This window comes from Kribbella sp. NPDC050459, assembly GCF_040655315.1.
Taxonomy (GTDB): domain Bacteria; phylum Actinomycetota; class Actinomycetes; order Propionibacteriales; family Kribbellaceae; genus Kribbella.
This window is the reverse complement of the sequence record NZ_JBFAJQ010000007.1, coordinates 274,507-291,638: the sequence shown is the minus strand read 5'-3', so window position 1 is coordinate 291,638 and position 17,132 is coordinate 274,507. Positions and strand designations below refer to the sequence as shown.

At 70.6% G+C, this 17,132-nt stretch carries 14 protein-coding genes and 1 riboswitch; of the genes, 7 read left to right on the top strand and 7 right to left on the bottom strand.

Annotation, left to right across the window (positions count from 1 at the left end; all coding sequences use genetic code 11):
* Window positions 1-15 precede the first annotated feature (15 nt).
* A riboswitch (SAM riboswitch) is annotated at window positions 16-129 on the top strand.
* A 17-nt stretch (window positions 130-146) separates the two neighbouring features.
* Window positions 147-1,511 carry an aminotransferase class V-fold PLP-dependent enzyme gene (locus tag AB0I12_RS24185; RefSeq protein ID WP_359933597.1) on the top strand — a complete coding sequence of 455 codons (1,365 nt, stop codon included), beginning with the start codon at window positions 147-149 and terminating at the stop codon, window positions 1,509-1,511.
* A gap of 15 nt (window positions 1,512-1,526) precedes the next feature.
* On the opposite strand, the gene AB0I12_RS24180 is transcribed toward AB0I12_RS24185, so the two are convergent.
* On the bottom strand, window positions 1,527-3,578 hold the full coding sequence (locus tag AB0I12_RS24180; RefSeq protein ID WP_359933595.1) for a prolyl oligopeptidase family serine peptidase: 2,052 nt from the start codon (window positions 3,576-3,578) through the stop codon (window positions 1,527-1,529).
* A 48-nt stretch (window positions 3,579-3,626) separates the two neighbouring features.
* On the opposite strand from AB0I12_RS24180, the gene AB0I12_RS24175 reads away from it, so the two are divergent.
* Genes AB0I12_RS24175 through AB0I12_RS24165 form a run of 3 tightly spaced genes read left to right on the top strand, consistent with a single transcriptional unit; the run spans window position 3,627 to window position 6,999 of the window.
* The gene (locus tag AB0I12_RS24175) at window positions 3,627-5,528 is read left to right on the top strand and encodes a LuxR C-terminal-related transcriptional regulator (RefSeq protein WP_359933593.1); all 1,902 of its coding nucleotides are present in this window, start codon (window positions 3,627-3,629) and stop codon (window positions 5,526-5,528) included.
* Between the two features lie 20 nt (window positions 5,529-5,548).
* Window positions 5,549-6,361, top strand: a complete 813-nt coding sequence (locus tag AB0I12_RS24170; protein ID WP_359933591.1) for a disulfide bond formation protein DsbA — start codon at window positions 5,549-5,551, stop codon at window positions 6,359-6,361.
* Window positions 6,358-6,999: a maleylpyruvate isomerase family mycothiol-dependent enzyme gene (locus tag AB0I12_RS24165; RefSeq protein ID WP_359933589.1), complete on the top strand. Its 642-nt coding sequence runs from the start codon at window positions 6,358-6,360 to the stop codon at window positions 6,997-6,999. The genes AB0I12_RS24170 and AB0I12_RS24165 overlap by 4 nt, the downstream gene beginning before the upstream one ends.
* A gap of 71 nt (window positions 7,000-7,070) precedes the next feature.
* Here AB0I12_RS24165 and AB0I12_RS24160 read toward each other — a convergent pair whose 3' ends face one another.
* Complete coding sequence (locus AB0I12_RS24160; RefSeq protein WP_359933587.1) at window positions 7,071-8,591, bottom strand: alkaline phosphatase D family protein; 1,521 nt, start codon at window positions 8,589-8,591, stop codon at window positions 7,071-7,073.
* Between the two features lie 132 nt (window positions 8,592-8,723).
* On the opposite strand from AB0I12_RS24160, the gene AB0I12_RS24155 reads away from it, so the two are divergent.
* Window positions 8,724-9,584, top strand: coding sequence for a hypothetical protein (locus AB0I12_RS24155; RefSeq protein WP_359933586.1), 861 nt, complete (start codon window positions 8,724-8,726; stop codon window positions 9,582-9,584).
* Here AB0I12_RS24155 and AB0I12_RS24150 read toward each other — a convergent pair.
* The 3 genes from AB0I12_RS24150 to dapA are packed head-to-tail and all read right to left on the bottom strand — an operon-like array spanning window position 9,544 to window position 13,227.
* A complete protein-coding gene (locus AB0I12_RS24150; RefSeq protein ID WP_359933584.1) occupies window positions 9,544-10,575 on the bottom strand; it encodes a LacI family DNA-binding transcriptional regulator in 1,032 nt (343 codons plus the stop codon). The two genes, AB0I12_RS24155 and AB0I12_RS24150, sit on opposite strands and share 41 nt — an antisense overlap.
* A 46-nt stretch (window positions 10,576-10,621) precedes the next feature.
* Complete coding sequence (locus AB0I12_RS24145) at window positions 10,622-12,316, bottom strand: ribonuclease J (protein ID WP_359933582.1); 1,695 nt, start codon at window positions 12,314-12,316, stop codon at window positions 10,622-10,624.
* The gene (gene dapA / locus AB0I12_RS24140; protein ID WP_359933580.1) at window positions 12,313-13,227 is read right to left on the bottom strand and encodes a 4-hydroxy-tetrahydrodipicolinate synthase; all 915 of its coding nucleotides are present in this window, start codon (window positions 13,225-13,227) and stop codon (window positions 12,313-12,315) included. The genes AB0I12_RS24145 and dapA overlap by 4 nt, the downstream gene beginning before the upstream one ends.
* A gap of 248 nt (window positions 13,228-13,475) precedes the next feature.
* On the opposite strand from dapA, the gene AB0I12_RS24135 reads away from it, so the two are divergent.
* Window positions 13,476-13,982: a hypothetical protein gene (locus tag AB0I12_RS24135; RefSeq protein WP_359933578.1), complete on the top strand. Its 507-nt coding sequence runs from the start codon at window positions 13,476-13,478 to the stop codon at window positions 13,980-13,982.
* A 2-nt stretch (window positions 13,983-13,984) separates the two neighbouring features.
* Here AB0I12_RS24135 and AB0I12_RS24130 read toward each other — a convergent pair whose 3' ends face one another.
* Window positions 13,985-14,797: a metal-dependent hydrolase gene (locus AB0I12_RS24130; protein WP_359933576.1), complete on the bottom strand. Its 813-nt coding sequence runs from the start codon at window positions 14,795-14,797 to the stop codon at window positions 13,985-13,987.
* Window positions 14,798-14,974: 177 nt separating this feature from the next.
* Between AB0I12_RS24130 and argG the strand changes: the two genes are divergently transcribed.
* Window positions 14,975-16,408 carry an argininosuccinate synthase gene (gene argG, locus AB0I12_RS24125; protein ID WP_355690058.1) on the top strand — a complete coding sequence of 478 codons (1,434 nt, stop codon included), beginning with the start codon at window positions 14,975-14,977 and terminating at the stop codon, window positions 16,406-16,408.
* Window positions 16,409-16,517: 109 nt separating this feature from the next.
* Here the strand turns inward: argG and AB0I12_RS24120 are convergent, their stop codons facing one another.
* Window positions 16,518-17,132: a hypothetical protein gene (locus AB0I12_RS24120; protein WP_359933574.1), complete on the bottom strand. Its 615-nt coding sequence runs from the start codon at window positions 17,130-17,132 to the stop codon at window positions 16,518-16,520.

Here is a 17,132-nt window from a genome sequence, read left to right as displayed (position 1 = left end):
TTACCGTTGTCGGCAGGTCATGAGTGCCAGCGACAAGCCCCGGCTAGCTGGCCGGCAACCCTCCTCCGCGGTGGGGTGCCCCGGGTGAAGACCAGGCCGTGCGGATACCCCGCTCGGCAAGTGCGGACTTCCCTGGGAGCAGCGTCATGTCGATCCTGTCCATCCTCGAGCCGGCCAGTACGACGACTTCGCGGCCGACCGTCACGCGTCAGGTCACCGGAAACATCCCCGCCACCGTCGGTTCGGACCTGCTGGTCCCGCTCGCCGACGGCCGCGTCACCGACTACGCGAACTTCGACCACGGCGCGAGCGCCCCGTGTCTGGAGTCCGTCCGGGCCAGTGTCGAGGCGGCCCTGCCGTCGTACGCGTCGGTGCACCGCGGCAACGGCTACGCCTCGCGGATCACCACCCAGTGGTACGAGCGGGCCCGCGCCGAGGTGCACGGCTTCGTCGGCGCCCGCGCGGACGACCAGGTGATCTTCACCCGGCAGACGACCGACGCCCTGAACTTGCTCGCCCACGCGGTGCCGGCCGACGCGACCGTCATCGTCTTCGAATCCGAGCACCACGCCGCGCTGCTGCCCTGGCCGGCCGAGCGGACCGTCCGCCTCGGGGCCCCGTCCAGCCAGACCGAGGCCGTGACCCGGGTCGCCGACGCGCTTCGTCAGGCGCCCGAAGGTCCTCGCCTCGTCGTGATCACCGGAGCGTCCAACGTCACCGGCGAGATCTTCCCGATCGCCGACATCGCCAAGGTGGCCAAGGCCCACGGCGCGCGGGTCTGCCTCGACGCCGCACAGCTCGCTCCGCACCGCGCGGTCGACATCGCCGCTCTGGATGTCGACTGGGTCGCCCTGTCCGGTCACAAGCTCTACGCGCCGTACGGCGCCGGCGCACTGATCGGCCGCTCCGACTGGCTCGACGCCGCCGACCCGTACCTGTACGGCGGCGGCGCGACCCACGCCGTCACGGGCGACACCGTGGTGTGGACGACCGGACCGGCCCGCCACGAGGGCGGCTCCCCCAACGTCATCGGCGCCATCGCCCTGGCCAGCGCGTGCGCCGCGATCAGCAAGCACCGCGACGCCATCGAGCAGCACGAGCGCAGCCTGCTGGCCCGGCTGCGCACCGGACTCGCCCAGATCGACGGCGTCACGACGTACTCGATCTTCGGCGAGGAGGCCGACCGCGTCGGCACGGTCTGTTTCACGCTCGCCGGCCGGACTTCGACGCTGGTGTCCGCGGCGCTGAGCGCCGAGTACGGCATCGGTGTCCGGGACGGCAAGTTCTGCGCCCACCCGCTGGTCGGCCACCTGCTCGCCGACTCCCCCGAGCACGGTACGGCGGTCCGCGCCAGCCTCGGCCTCGGGACGACCCGGGAGCACGTGGACCGGCTCGTCAACGCCGTCCGCACGCTGGCCACGACCGGTCCGCGCACCGAGTACACGGAGAGCGCCCACGGCTGTCAGCCGGCCGACGACCCGCGGGACCTTCAGGCCCCGCGGATCTGGTAGCCACAAGCAGCCCTCCTACTGCTCGGGAGGTACGAGACCTACATGGTGAGCAGCGAACGCCAGTAGGTCCGCCCACTCCGCCGCGACCATCGCGGCGGGCTTTCCGAAGCCATGGCCGGTGTTGACCTCGACCCGGGTCAAGACTGGTCGCGGACCGGACTGGGCATGCTGCAGCGCCGCGATGAACTTGTGGCTGTGCAACGGAACCACCCTGTCGTCGTGGTCCCCCGTGACCACCAGCGTGGCCGGGTACGACGTCCCGTCGCTGACGCGATGCAGTGGCGAGTACGCCAGCAGGTCCTCGAACTGCTCCGGATCGTCCGGCGAGCCGTAGTCGGACGCCCAGGCCGCACCAACGGTGAACTTGTGGAAGCGCAGCATGTCCAGGACACCCACACCGGGCAGTGCGACCGCGAACAGGTCAGGTCGCTGCGTCATGACGGCACCGACGAGCAGTCCGCCGTTGCTGCGACCGTGAACGGCCAGCTGTGCCGGAGTGGTCACGCCGGTGTCCCGCAGGTCCTCGGCAACCGCGATGAAGTCGTCGAAGACGTTCTGCTTGTTCTTGAGCCGCCCTGCGTCGTGCCAGTCGGTTCCGTACTCGCCGCCGCCACGCAGGTTGGTGATGACCAGCACGCCACCGGCAGCAAGCCATGCCGGCCAGCCGGGCCGGTAGTCGGCCTGGATCGGGATACGGAACCCGCCGTACCCCCACATGAGCGTCGGGCGCGGCTCGGAGAAGTCCAGGTCCGACCTGGTGATCAAGAAGTAGGGCACCGGTCCGGTCCGGCGTGTCACGGTGACCTGCGGCGGCGTGAAGCCCCCGGAGCCACGAACCAGCTCCGGCAGCACGCGTACGTCGCCTGACCCGGTCGAGACGACGTACGACAGCGTGGGGTCGGTCGTCGTCGACAGGCCGATGAACAGCTCGTCGTACTCGGGTCCGGCGTTGAGTCCGACCACTCCGCCCCCAGGCACGTCGACGACGCGCTCACCGGAGCCGTCCAGCGCGTAGAGCGTCAGCACCGGCTGCGCGTCGACAAGTGTCAACGTGGCCAGGCCGCCCGCCGTACCGCGGACTGCCTGCAGCGTCGACTCTCCCTCCGGGATCAGGTCGGTAAATGAACCGTCCAGCGTCGACAGCACCACCCGGCCGCGGGACGCGTCCCGGTCGGTGCGGAGGACCAGCTGGTCGCCGGACATCCGCACGAAGGCGATCTCGTCCCTGAACTCGTCGACCACCTTCACCGGCTCGCCCAGGCCGTCGGAGGTGATCGGGTAGACCCAGAGCCGGGTGGCGTGGTCGGTCCCCTCGGTGATGTGGACGACGAGGTACCGGTCGTCGTCGGACACCTCGGGAGTGATGAAGTACCGCTCGTTGTCCGGGAAGCTCAGCAGCAGCTCGTCTTCGGACTGCGGCGTACCGACGCGGTGCAGCATCAGCCGTCCGCCGGACAGGGACGTCGTCTCCGTGCCTTCGCTGCGCCCGCTCGCCGGGTAGTGCAGATACAGGTACGCCGAACTGTCGGGGAGCCACGTCGCCTCGCAGAACTTGGCCTCCGACACCTGGTCGTCGACAGGCCTTCGGTTGGCGATGTCGAGCAGCCGGAACGTCGTCCAGTCGCTGCCGCTCTCGTTGACGCCGTACGCGAAGTACTTGCCGTCAGGGCTCACGGTGAACGAGCCCAGCGAGTCTGTGCCGTCCTCGGACAGTGTGTTCGGGTCGATCAGCACCCGGCCCGCAGTCAGCAGCTCGTCGAGCGAGTCGGCGACGAAGATCACGTCCTGGGCCTGGGTGCCGTCGTTGCGGCCGACGAAGTACCAGCCCGCCTTCTTCACGGGCACACCGGCCCGCGGCCGCGCGAGGATCGCAGCCATCGTGGCCTGGAACCAGCCACGCTCGGGGTAGTCGGCCAGCTCGGCCTGGGTGAATGCGTTCTGCCGGTCGACCCAGTCCTGGGTATCGCTCGAGTCAGGGTCTTCCAGCCAGCGGTAAGGGTCGGCGATCTGGTGCCCGTGCAACGTCTCGACCACATCGTCGCGGCGGCTCTCGGGATAGACGGTCATGGACACAACCTACTGGCGGACTCACCGGCCTGCCGTCACACTGCGAGCGTGACCACCACGCGACCGGTCGACGACAATGCGGACCAGGTGCGGGTCGCTGCCGCCGTGGCCGGCCCGCGGGTCCGGCTGGACGTCCTGCAGCGGGTCGCCGGTCTCACCAGCGACGAGTTCGGGGACGCGGTCGACGTCCTGATCCGTGGCGGTGCGATCGTCGTGGCACCGGACACGGGCGAGTCGTGGTTCGCCGACGAGTCGGTACGGCGGGACACCGAAGCGCGGCTGGTCCTGAGCCGGCGCGCCGACCTGCACCGTCGTACGGCCGAGGCGCTCGAAGCGGACGTAGGCGCCGACACGGCCGAGATCGCACGGCACTGGGCCGGAGCCGTCGCGGCGACGCCTGATCCGCTCGATCGGGCAGCGCTCCAGCTCCGCCTCGCGACGGCATCCGTCCGCGCCGGTGACCTCGCGACGGCCCACGCTGCCACGCGCAGCGCCGTCGCGGTCGCGAGGAGCGCGAAAGCAGCCGAGCTGCTCGCCCAGGCAGCCGTCACGCTCGAGCCGCTTGGCCAGTCGGACTGGGACGGCGACATCGACCAGTGGTGCACCGAGGCACTCGCCGCAGCACACAGCTCGCCGAGGACGAGAGTCCGGTTGCTGGCCCGGCAGTCGCAGGCGGCTGTCTACCTCGCGCGGTGGAGTGAGGCGCTCCGAGCCAGCAGTGACGCGCTGGCCCAGGCCGAGGCGCTGCAAGATCCGTCCCTTCTCGTGGAAGCGCTGACCGCGCGCCAGCTCGCGACGAGCGGACCTGACGACGTGGCCGATCTGGCCGCCGCCGCGGACCGGATGATCGAGCTCGGTACGTCGACCGGTCGCGCCGAGGTGGAGCTGCGCGGGCGACTCTGGCGCGTCGACACGCTCTGGTACGCCGGGGACCTGGCCGCGATCGGCGGCGAGACCGGCCGGATCGCAAGCTGTGCGGGGCGTGCCGGCGGCCCGCAGGGTCAATGGCATGTCCTGATCACCCGCGCGTCGTTGGCCGCTGCCCGCGCCGAGTTCGACGACGCCGAGGCGCTGCTCGACGAAGCGCTCACCGTCTTCCGCGGCATCGGCCATCCGGCGGCGCACGGCGCGGAGGTCGCGTTCCGGCTGGTGCTCGGCCATCATCGCGGCCACTCCCCCGAACTGCTGGGGAGTGCCGTCTGGCAGTTCGGAACCGACGCCCGCTGGGATCTCGCCGCCCGGCTGACCCGCGCGTTCGTCCTCGTCGACGCCGGCCGGACGGATGAGGCAGCGGCTCTGTACCAACGCTGCGGCCGGCCCGAGTCGTGGCCGGACTGGCGTGCGGGCGAGCTGCTGCTGAACACCATCGGCGCGCGGGTCGCGGCCGCGATCGGCGCGACCGACGACGTACGACGCTTCCGGGACCGCCTGGAGCCCCGCCGCGGCTGGTACGTCGTCGGCGGCGCGGGCGCGACCAACTTCCTCGGACCGGTCGAGCTCGTCCTCGGGGTCTGCGCCGCAGCCCTCGACGAACCGGACGCGGCGGTCGCGGACCTCCGAACGGCCGAAGCGCGCTGCCGCAGCATCGGGGCGCCGGGCTTCGCGGTCGAGTCGGCCTGCCTGCTGGCCGAGACCCATCAGCGGTTCGGCGACGAATCCCGGGCGCGGGCTGTGACCCGGGACGCGCTCGATCTGGCGCAGGCGCTCGGCATGACGCCCTGGATGGAGCGCCTCCGGAGCCTGGCGGTCGCCACGGACCCGTTGAGCCCCCGCGAGCGCGAGGTGGCACGACTCGTCGCGAACGGCCTCAGCAACCGCGAAATCGCCGCCAGTCTGGTGATCTCCGAACGCACCGCGCAGAACCACGTCCAGCACATCCTCGACAAGCTCGGCTTCGCGAACCGCGCCCAGGTCGCGGCCTGGGCGAGCACCGGTCTGAGTACCGACTGAGCAATTCGGACGATGTGACGATGACCCAGGTGGCGGACGCTCGGACCATGCACAACGATCAGACCGGCGCCGACCGCGACCTGTGGGACCAGGTCACGACCCGCTACTACGCCGACCGCATCGGCGGCACACCCGCCGCCGGGTTCCTCGAGCGCACCGAATCAGCTCGTGCCGCCGAAATCGCCGGCACCACGCCGCGGGTCGACCTGTACGTCGATCCCGTCTGCCCGTACACGTGGGTCGTGGCGTGCTGGCTCCGCGAAGTCGCCCAGCGCCGTACCCTCGATCTCCATTACCACGTGATGAGCCTGCTGATGCTCAACGAGCACCGCGCCGTCGACGAGACCTACCGCGCCAAACTCGGCGAGATGACCGGTCCGTCGAGAGTCGCGACCGCGGTGGTCGCACACTGCGGACCAGACGCCTTCCGGGCCTGGCACAGCGCGTTCGGCGAGCGGATCTTCGACCACTGGCGTTATCCGTCGACCGCCGAGTACCGGGCCGCCTCGACCGAGGCGCTCGTCGCCGCCGGGCTGCCGGTCACGCTCGCCGACGCGGCCGATTCCGCGACGTACGACGCGGCGCTGCGCCGCAGCCACGACGAAGGCACCCTGCCGGTCGGCATCGACGGCGGCACACCCGTCCTGCACCTCGACGGGGCCGCGTTCTTCGGGCCTGTTCTCAACGCGGTCCCCCGCGGCGACGACGCCGTACGCCTGTTCGACGGCATTCGCCTGCTCACCGGCTGCCGCGACTTCTTCGAACTCAAGCGGACCCGCACCAGCCCGCCGGACGTGCGCTACCGGCCCACCGACGGAAAGGCGCGGTCATGAACGACGACGAACTCTGGGCCGCGATCGACACGCAAAGAGCCCGTACAGCCGACCTGCTCGCGACACTGACCGCCGACGACTGGGCGCACCGCTCGCTCTGCGAGGGGTGGACCGTCCGCGACGTCGCCGGCCACTTGACCCTGCAGCAGATGACGCTCGGCGCCGCCCTCCGCCTCGCACTCAAGCATCCCGGCATTCACAGCATGAACTGGATCATCCAGGCCTCCGGACGCGACCAGGCAGCGCTGCCGACCGAGCGGATCATCGGCGAGATCCGCGGCATGATCGGCTCCCGCAGGCACAACTTCGGCGTCACTCCGCGGGAGACACTCATCGACATCGTCGTCCACGGGCAAGACATCGCCATACCCGTCGGCCGGTCGCTCCCGGTCCCGCCGCACGTCGCTGCCACGGCGGCCACGCGCGTCTGGGAATGCCGCGGCAGCCGGATGTCGAGGGTCTTCAAGTCGCTGCCGTACGACGGACTCCGTTTGGTTGCCGACGACATCGACTGGAGCGTCGGCGACGGGCCGGAGCTGCGCGGCCCGATGCTGTCGTTGCTCCTGCTGCTCACCGGGCGCCGCGTCGTCCTGCCGCAACTCGACGGTCCGGGCGCGGAGGTCCTGCACGGCGTGTGACGTCGTACCCGCCGGCCCCGGTGGGCGGCATCCCGCACAAGCGCCGGAGCCGGTGGGTACGACTGGCCTTCTCAGGCCGGGGTGATGTCCTTGGTCCAGAGAACCTTGCCGAACAGGTTGCGCAGCGAGACCGTGAACACGCCGGTCCGCGGGTCGATCGACGTGTGACCGAAGAACTGGTTGCCGCCGGCCGGCGACTGGTTCGCGAAGTCGGCCGCCTTCGAGAACACGACCTCCGGCCCGAAGGTGCTGTCCAGGGCGTTCGGACCGAAGGTGCCGGCGTTGATCGGACCGGCCACGATCTCCCAGAACGAGTCGAAGTCGGTGAACGCCGCCCGCGACGGGTCGTAGTGGTGCGCCGCGCAGTAGTGCACGTCGGCGGTCAGCCAGATCGCGTTGCGGACCTTGCGCTTCTTGAACTGGCTCAGCACCCAGGCGATCTCGTGCTCGCGGCCGCCGGGCGCGCCGGGCAGGCCGTTCGCGACCGCCTCGATCAGGTTTCCGTCCGGCACCAGCAGACCGAGCGGCATGTCGCTGGCGATCACCTTCCAGGTCGCCCGCGACGCCGCCACCTCACGCACCAGCCAGGCGGCCTGCTCGGCACCGAGCATCGCCACCGGCCCGGCGGTCGACGGCACCGGGTTCGCGCCGCGGTACGTACGCATGTCCAGGCAGAACACGTCGAGCAGCGGACCGTAGCTCACCTTGCGGTAGATCCGGTCCCGGCCCGCGGCGTGCTCCATCGGCAGGTACTCGAGGAACGCCTTCTTCGCCCGCGCCGCGAGCACGTCGACGCGCCGCTCGGTGTAGCGGTCGTCGGTGAGGATCTCCCCCGGATACCAGTTGTTCAGCGTCTCGTGGTCGTCCCACTGCGCGATCAGCGGTACGTCGGCGTACAGCGAGCGCACGTTGCCGTCGAGCAGGTTGTACTTGTACCGGCCGCGGTATTCGGCGAGCGTCTCGGCGACCTTCGCGACCTCCTCGGTCACCACGTTCCGCCAGACGGTGCCGTCGGCAACTTTCAGCTCGGCCTGGATCGGGCCGTCGGCGTAGATGTTGTCGCCGGAGTGCAGGAAGAAGTCCGGCCGGGTGTCGTGCATCGCCTTGTACGCGACCATGCCGCCGAGGTCCGGGTTGATGCCGTACCCCTGCCCCGCGGTGTCGCCGGTGAACACGAACGACACCGGCCGGTTCCGGCCCGGCGTACCGAACGAGCCATCGAGCGTCTGCCCGATCCGGCCGTTCTCGTCCTCGAAGCCGATCCGGTAGTCGTAGCGCTGACCGGGGCGCAGGCCACGCAACGGCAGCCGCGCGGTGAAGTCCTCGGCGGCGTCCGTCTTCGGGCCGCGCAGGCAGATCGCCTTGTCGAAGCGGCCGTGGCTGGTCAGCTGGACGACCAGCCGGCCCGGGCGGTCGGAACGCGACCACACGACGGCCGAGTTCGGCGTCACGTCGGCGCTCGCGACACCCGAGGGCAGCGCGGCGCGGTCAGGGCGGACGAGATTCGGTGCCGCGGACGCGACGCCCGGCAGGGCCAACGACGCACCGGCGACGGAAGATGCGGCCAAGAGCTGGCGGCGACTCAGTTTCATGTCCCGAAGGTGCGCTCCACGAGTGACCGCCGGGTGACAGCCTGGCCAACTCCACGGCAAATCACCCACCGGCCGCGATCGCAGGCCCGCGGACCGCAACGACCAGACCGCGCGGATCCGTAGGCTGCAGGCATGTGGTGGGGTCTGCTGTGTGCGCTGGCAGCCGCGGTCGCCTACGGCGTGGCCTCGGTGCTGCAGGCTGCCGCTGCCAGGTCGGACACCTCCGAGAACATCAGCACCCACGGACTGGTCCGGATCGTCGCGCAGTGGCGGTTCCTGGCCGGCATCGCCCTGGACGCCGTCGGCTTCGCCCTGCAGTTGGCTGCACTGCAGGTTCTCCCGCTGTTCCTCGTCCAGTCCGCGCTCGCGGCCAGTCTGGCGGTGACCGCGCTCGCGGCCTGGCCCCTGGGCGTCCGGCTGGGCCGCGTCGAATGGGCCGCCGTCGGGGCGGTCTGTGTCGGGCTGGGATTGCTGGGGATCTCGGCCAGCACCGAGGGCAACGCCACGGTCGGCCGCGGGTTCGAGATTGCGCTCGCCGGACTGGTGATCCTGCTCGCCGTCGCCAGGGTCGCGAGCCGACTGGTCCCGCGGCGGCTCCGCGCCGCCGTGCTGGGCCTGATCGCCGGACTGGGCTTCGGCGTGGTCGCCATCTGCGGCCGGATCATTCCCAGCCTGCGCCCGGCGGACCTGCTCACCGAGCCGGCCACGTACATCGCGATCGTCAGCGGTGCGATGGCCATGCTCGGGTACGCCGCCGCGCTGCAGAGCGGCGGGGTGACAACCGCGACCGCGATGCTCGTCGTCGGCGAGACGTTCTTCCCGGCGATCGTCGGGCTGCTCGTGCTGGGCGATCGGCCGCGGCCCGGCTACGAGGCCGTGGCCGCGTGCGGCTTCGTGCTCGCGGTCGCCGCCGCGCTGGTGCTGGCCCGGTTCGGCGAACCCGGGCAGGTGGTCACCGCGGAGGCGGGATCTCCCCCGAGCCACGGATCGTGAGCTTGACCGGGACACGGACCGTGCGGCCGGGGCGGTGCGGTTCCGGGAGACGCTCGGTCATCAGCTGGATCGCCGTCCGGGCCATCACGTCGGCCGACTGTGCGACCGCCGTCAGGCCGGGGCTGAGCAGGTCGCCGAGCTGCAGGTCGTCGAACGACACCAGCGCCACCTTGTCGCGGCGGCCGGCCAGACCGCGCAGGACCTCCGCGGTCGTCATGTTGTTCGCCGAGAGCAGCGCGGTGGCCGGCTCGGGGCGGTCGAGGACGGCCGACAGCGTGATGCCGATGCCTTCGGTGGTCGGCTCGGACAGGTGGACGAGGTCCTCGTCGACACCGATCCCGTGCCGGGCCATCGCCGCCCGATAGGCCACCACCCGCTCCCGGGCGGTGAAGATCCGCTCGTCGTCGCCAAGGTACGCGATCCGCCGGTGGCCCTGCCGGACCAGGTGGTCGATCGCCTGGTCGATACCGCCCGCATTGTCGGCGAGCACGGCGTCCGCCTCGATGCCGTGCGCGGGCCGGTCGATCGTGACGACCGCCATCCCGGCGTCGACGTGCGGAGCGAGGTAGTCCTGGGTCTCCCCGATCGGCGCCATGATCAGCGCGTCCGGGCGCCGGGCGACGAACTCCAGGCAGACGTCGCGCTCCCGCTCCGGGTCCTCGTCGGTCAGGCCGATCATGACGACCGAGCCGGACGAGCGCGCCCACAGCTCGACCGCGCGGCCGAGCGAGGCGAAGAACGGGTCGCCGATGTCGCGGATCACCACGGCGATCGTGCCGGTCTTGCCGCGGCGCAGCATCCGGGCCGACTCGTTCGGCGTGTAGTTCAGCTCCTTGATCGCCGCCTGGACCTTGGCGGTCAGCTCCGGGCTGACGTTCGGCTCCTCGTTCACCACCCGGGACACGGTCTTCAGTGCGACCCCGGCCCGGGCGGCGACCTCCTTCATCGTGGGCCGGCGCTGGCCCGTCCCGTTCACCCCGCTGACACTCATCGCCGGCCCACCTTCCTCTGCTCGCGGAGCAGGTTACACCGGGTGATCAGCTTTCGACCACGACCGGAATGATCATCGGGCGTCGGCGGTGGGTGTCGCTGACCCATTTGCCGACCACCCGGCGGATCACCTGCTGCAGCTGGTACATGTCGTCGACGCCGCTGCCGATCGCCTTCTCGATCTCGGCCTCGATCTTCGGCTTCAGGTCGTCGAACACGGTGTCGTCCTCGGCGAATCCGCGGGCCTGGATCTCCGGCCCGGCGGTCAGCTTGCCGGTCACCGAGTCCATCACCGCGATCACCGAGATGAAGCCCTCGTCGCCGAGGATCCGGCGGTCCTTGAGCGAGGTCTCGGTGATGTCGCCGACGGTCGAGCCGTCCACGAACACGTACCCGCAGTCGACCTTGCCGGCCACCATGGCCTTGCGGTCGATGAGGTCGACCACCACGCCGTCCTCGACGACGACCACGTTCTCCCGCGGTACGCCGGTCTGCACGGCGAGATCCGCGTTCGCGTGCAGGTGCCGGACCTCGCCGTGCACCGGCATCACGTTGCGCGGCTTCACGATGTTGTAGCAGTACAGCAGCTCGCCCGCGCTCGCGTGCCCGGACACGTGCACCAGCGCGTTGCCCTTGTGGATCACGTTCGCACCGTGCCGGATCAGGCCGTTGATCACCCGGTACACCGAGTTCTCGTTGCCCGGGATCAGCGACGAGGCGAGGACGACGGTGTCGCCCGGCTGCAGGTGGACGACGTTGTGGTCGTTGGCGGCGATCCGGGACAGCGCCGACATCGGCTCGCCCTGCGAACCGGTCGACACCAGCACCACCTGCTCGGGCGGGTAGTTGTCCAGGTCGCGCATGTCGATCAGCGTGTCGCCGGGCACGGTCAGGAACCCGAGGTCGCGGGCCACGCCCATGTTGCGGACCATCGAGCGGCCGACGTACGCGACCTTGCGGCGGTGCTTCACGGCGGCGTCCATGACCTGCTGGACGCGGTGCACGTGGGAGGCGAAACAGGCCACGATGATGCGCTGGTTCTTCGCCTTGGTGAAGACCCGGTCCAGCACCGGCGCGATGTCGCGCTCGTGCGTGGTGAAGCCGGGCACCTCGGAGTTCGTGGAGTCGACCATGAACAGGTCGACGCCCTCCTCGCCGAGCCGGGCGAACGCCCGCAGGTCGGTGATCCGGTTGTCGAGCGGCAGTTGGTCCATCTTGAAGTCGCCGGTGTGCAGCACGGTGCCGGCCGGCGTCTTGATCGCGACCGCGAGCGCGTCCGGGATCGAGTGGTTGACCGCGACGAACTCGCAGACGAACGGCCCGATCTGCAGCTTCTCGCCCTCGACCACGGTCTGCTGCGGCACGTTGCGGTGCCGGTGCTCCTTCAGCTTGCCCTCGAGCAGCGCGAGCGTGAGCTGCGACCCCACCACCGGGATGTCGCCCCGCTCACGCAGCAGGTAGGGCAACCCGCCGATGTGGTCCTCGTGGCCGTGCGTCAGGACCACCGCGACGACGTCGTCGAGGCGGTCCCGGATCGGCTCGAAGTCCGGCAGGATCAGGTCCACGCCGGGCTGGTTCTCGTCCGGGAAGAGTACGCCGCAGTCGACGATCAGCAGCTTGCCGTCGTACTCGAACACGGTCATGTTCCGGCCGACCTCGCCGAGGCCGCCGAGCGGGATGACCCGCAAAGCGCCCGGAGCGAGAGGTCCGGGCGCGGCGAGATCTGGATGGGGATGGCTCATGCAATCAGTCCTGCCGTCTTGAGGTCGGTGGTGAGCCAGTCCACTTGCTCGGCGGTCGCCTCAACCAACGGCAACCGGAGGGTCGCGTGCTCGATGACGCCGGCCAGCTTGAGCGCGGCCTTCACCATGATGGCGCCCTGGGTCCTGGTCATGATCGCCTCGACGGCGGGCACCAGCCGTCGCTCGATCTGTTGTGCTGTTCCGAGATCGCCGGCGACCACGGCGTCGATCAGCTGCCGGTACTCCCGGCTTGCCACGTGCGCCACGACACTCGCGATGCCGACCGCGCCGACCGCCATCGTGGCGAGATTCAGCTCGTCGGCACCGCAGTAGTAGAACAGATCGGTGTTCGCCAGCACCTTGGTGGTCCCCGCGAGGTCGCCCTTGGCGTCCTTCACCGCGACGATCCGCGGGTGCTCGGCGAGCGCGATCAGGGTCTCGGTCTTGATCTCGACCCCGGCCCGGGCGGGGATGTCGTACAGCATGTTCGGCAGGCCGGTGGCGTCGGCGACCGCGGTGAAGTGCGCGCGCAGCCCGTCCTGCGGAGGCTTGTTGTAGTACGGCGTGACGACGAGCAGGCCGTCCGCGCCGGCGGCCTCGGCCTGCTGCGCACACGCGATGGTGTGCGCGGTGTCGTTGGTCCCGACGCCGGCCACGAGCTTGATGCCGTCACCGACGGCCTCGCGGACCGCCTGGATGATCCGGACCTTCTCCTCGTCGGAGGTGGTCGGCGCCTCGCCGGTGGTGCCGTTCAGCACCAGGGCGTCGTTGCCGCCGTCCACGAGGTGCCTGGCGACCTTCTGGGCGGCGTCGAGATCGAGTGACCCGTCGGGGCGGAACGGCGTGATCATCGCGGTCGTCAGCCGGCCGAACGGCGGCACCGACGAGGGCGTGGATTCTGGCGAGGACATGGGCCTCAGATTACCGCTCCCGACCCCTGAAGAAATGGGTAGGCCTGGTGGCTGTCCGCTCGGGGGTCCGGGCAGCCACCAGGCTCACTCGTCCTATCGGGCGCCGCCCGGTAGGCGTTACAGCTTCTGGCAAAAAAGTCCGGAAAAACTTCTGCAAATACTCTCCGTGAGGAAACGTACGCAATGTGTCCGGATTTCGATGCCTTAGGTCCTGTCTGGTGGTCCAGCCAGGGCCTAGTCTCATCCGCGTGTCGACACCTTCTGCTGCCACACCCGCCGCCCGCCAGAGCCTGACGATGGTCTGCGCGACGATGGCCGCGGCGATCCCGCTGATGACGGTCGTGCTGTGGTTCGTGCTCGCGACCGACGGGATCGGCGAGTTCCCGACCGGCTGGCCGGTGCTGGTCGTGCTCGCGGCCGCGGTCGGCGCGTACTCGATCTGCGAACTGGCCGGCTTCCGTACTCCCCCGCTCGCGCACTCGGCCCGGTCGTCGGCCGAGATCGAGGCGGACTCGTGGCGCCGGTTCACCGCGTCGACGTTCACCCGGTTCGCGGTCTGTGAGGCCGTGTTCCTGATCTCCGTCGCGCTGTCGTTCGTCGCCGACAGCTTCTGGGTCGTCCTGATCGGCGCCGCCCTGGCGCTGCCGCTGTTCTTCTGGGAGGCCTGGCCCGGCGAGCGCAACCAGCGCCGGTTCGCCGCGGCGCTCGAGTCCGGCGGCATCCCGTCGTACCTGACTGGCCGGCTCCAGGACTGAGGTCAGGACCGGCCGGCGAGCCAGACGCTCGTCGCGTCGAAGAGCCGCTCGACCGCCTGCAGCCCGCCCGGCAGCAGCAGGACGGCGGCGATGGTCAGGACCGGCACGATCACGGCGTGCTCGAACCAGTGACCGGTCCGGAACCGCAGCGGCTTCGGGAGACGGAGCTCGTACCAGGTCTCGCCGCGGATCGGGAGCGGCCACAACCACGGGCAGCCGGAGCGGGTGAGGCTGTCGCCGAGGCAGTGGACGAACATGCCGAGCGCGACCGCGGCGCCGATCCATCCGCCGATCTGCGTCAGGCCCGTTTGCAGGGCATCGGTCGCCGCGGTGCCGGGCAGGGCCTCGGCGCCGGCGACGGTCCAGCCGGCCGCGGCGAGCACCGCGAAGACGATCCAGTCACCGAGGGCGTCGGCGGCCAGCACGAGGCCGGTCACGGCGACCGCCAGAACGGCCCACTTGCCGCGGTCGCCGAGGCTGGCCGCGAGCATGCCGAGCAGCACCGCCGCGACCAGCGTGTGCGTCGCGTGGCGGTGCTTGCCGGTGCTGTCCTCGTCGCGCGGCCCCTTGGTCACGGCGTAGAGGACGCCCGAGAACGCCCGCACCGCGGCTGAGACGAGCCGGGTCAGTGGACCGAGCAGCCGAGAGGCGCTCGCGCCCGGATGGTCGAGGTCCGGCACCAGGGCGTACCCGGCCGTGGCCGCCGCGAACGGCACCACCTCGGCCACCGTGGTCAACCCGACCAGCGGCGCCACCGCCAGCCCGGCACACCACCCCGACAACGCATGCGACCGCCCCATCATCCCGCGCCTCACACCCCTCGACTCGCCTCCATCCTCCCCCACCAGCCCCACCACCCCCATCAGCCACGCAGACCCACCTCGCGCGTGTTTGAGCACCCACCAACCAGATCCGGCGTCGAAATCCGGTTGGTGGGGGCTCAAGGACGGGACCGCTTTGCATAATCATGCAGAGTGATGCATACTTTTCCTGTGTCCAAGGTGCTTACTTCTTTGCCGGTCGGTGAGCGGGTCGGGATTGCCTTCTCGGGTGGTCTCGACACGTCGGTTGCGGTTGCGTGGATGCGGGACAAGGGTGCGATCCCGTGCACGTACACCGCTGATCTCGGGCAGTACGACGAGCCCGACATCGCGTCCGTGCCCGGCCGTGCGACGGCCTACGGCGCGGAGATCACCCAGCTGGTGGACTGCCGCGCGGCGCTCGTCGAGGAAGGTCTCGCGGCGCTCGCCTGCGGCGCGTTCCACATCCGGTCGGGCGGGCGGACCTACTTCAACACCACCCCGATCGGGCGGGCGGTGACCGGCACCCTGCTGGTCAAGGCGATGCTCGACGACGACGTCCAGATCTGGGGCGACGGCTCGACGTTCAAGGGCAACGACATCGAGCGGTTCTACCGCTACGGCCTGCTCGCGAACCCGCAGCTGCGGATCTACAAGCCGTGGCTGGACGCGCAGTTCGTGCACGAGCTGGGCGGCCGGAAGGAGATGTCGGAGTGGCTGGTCGCGCACGGCCTGCCCTACCGGGACAGCACCGAGAAGGCCTACTCCACCGACGCGAACATCTGGGGCGCCACCCACGAGGCGAAGACCCTCGAGCACCTCGACACCGGGGTGGAGACGGTGGACCCGATCATGGGCGTCGCGCACTGGGACCCCACAGTGGAGATCCCCGCCGAGGACGTCACGATCGGGTTCGTGCAGGGCCGGCCGGTGACGATCAACGGCAAGGAGTTCGGTTCCGCGGTCGACCTGGTGCTGGAGGCGAACGCGATCGGCGGCCGGCACGGGCTCGGCATGTCGGACCAGATCGAGAACCGGGTCATCGAGGCGAAGAGCCGGGGCATCTACGAGGCGCCCGGGATGGCGCTGCTGCACGCGGCGTACGAGCGGCTGGTGAACGCGATCCACAACGAGGACACGCTGGCCAGCTACCACACCGAGGGCCGCAAGCTCGGCCGGCTGATGTACGAGGGCCGCTGGCTCGACCCGCAGTCGCTGATGATCCGGGAGTCGCTGCAGCGCTGGGTCGGTACGGCGGTCACCGGCGAGGTCACGCTGCGGCTGCGGCGGGGCGAGGACTACTCGATCCTCGACACCACCGGTCCCGCGCTCAGCTACCACCCGGACAAGCTGTCGATGGAGCGGATCGAGGACTCGGCGTTCGGCCCGGTCGACCGGATCGGCCAGCTGACCATGCGGAACCTGGACATCGCGGACTCGCGCTCGAAGCTGGAGCAGTACGCCGGCCTCGGCATGTTCGGCTCCGCGAACCCCGCGCTCGCCTCCTCCACCGAACTGATCGGTGAACTCCCCAGGGGCGGTGCCGAGGCGATCGCCTCCCGCGGCGAGGCCACCGAGGAGGACGAGCTCCTCGACCGGGCCGCGATGGAGTCGGGCACCGACTGAGATCTTCAGTCGCGGGCCGCGGTTAACGGCATCCAGCGAGATGCGACCGCGGCCCTCGACTGGGCCGGACGGGTCCGGTCCGCCGGCGGCGTCGGCCGGGCGGGGCCGGTCAGCCGCGCCCGTGGCCGCGTGTGCTCCTGGCCCGATCGGCCGGCCTGGCGGCCGCGCCGTCGCCGGATTCGGAGCGAACTTCGGTGCCGGTGCCGGTGCCGGTTCTGGGCGACGGCGGCGTCATCCCGGCGCCCGCCTGCCGCCGGATGTCCTCCACCTGCAGGAAACGCGCGCGGTTGATCGCGCCACCCAGCACCATGCCCGCGCGGCCGGCCGCGTCCTGCGCCAGCTTCTCGTACTGTCCTCGGAGCACGCGATCGGCTCCCCGCCCGGCGAGGTCACCGAGCCGCCCGTCGGCGGTCCGGACACTCAGCTGCGAGACCGCCTGCGCCGTCACCGGCGCGGCCTGCTGGGCAGCCGCCGACCGCTCCTCCGCCGGTAGCGCATCGAAGTGCGTGCCCGAGTTCATGCGCGCCTCGACGGCCGTCTGCAGACGGTGGCCGGGAGCCGCCGCGGACATCTGTTCCGCGATCTCGGCCGCCGGGCGGTCGGCAGGCCCGAACTCCTCCGCGACCGTGTGCAGAAAGGCCGGACGCAGCGAGTTCTCGACGTCCGCGATGTACTGGCGTTCCTCGGCAGTGATCGGACGAGGCGCGGGAAAAGGTTCGGACAT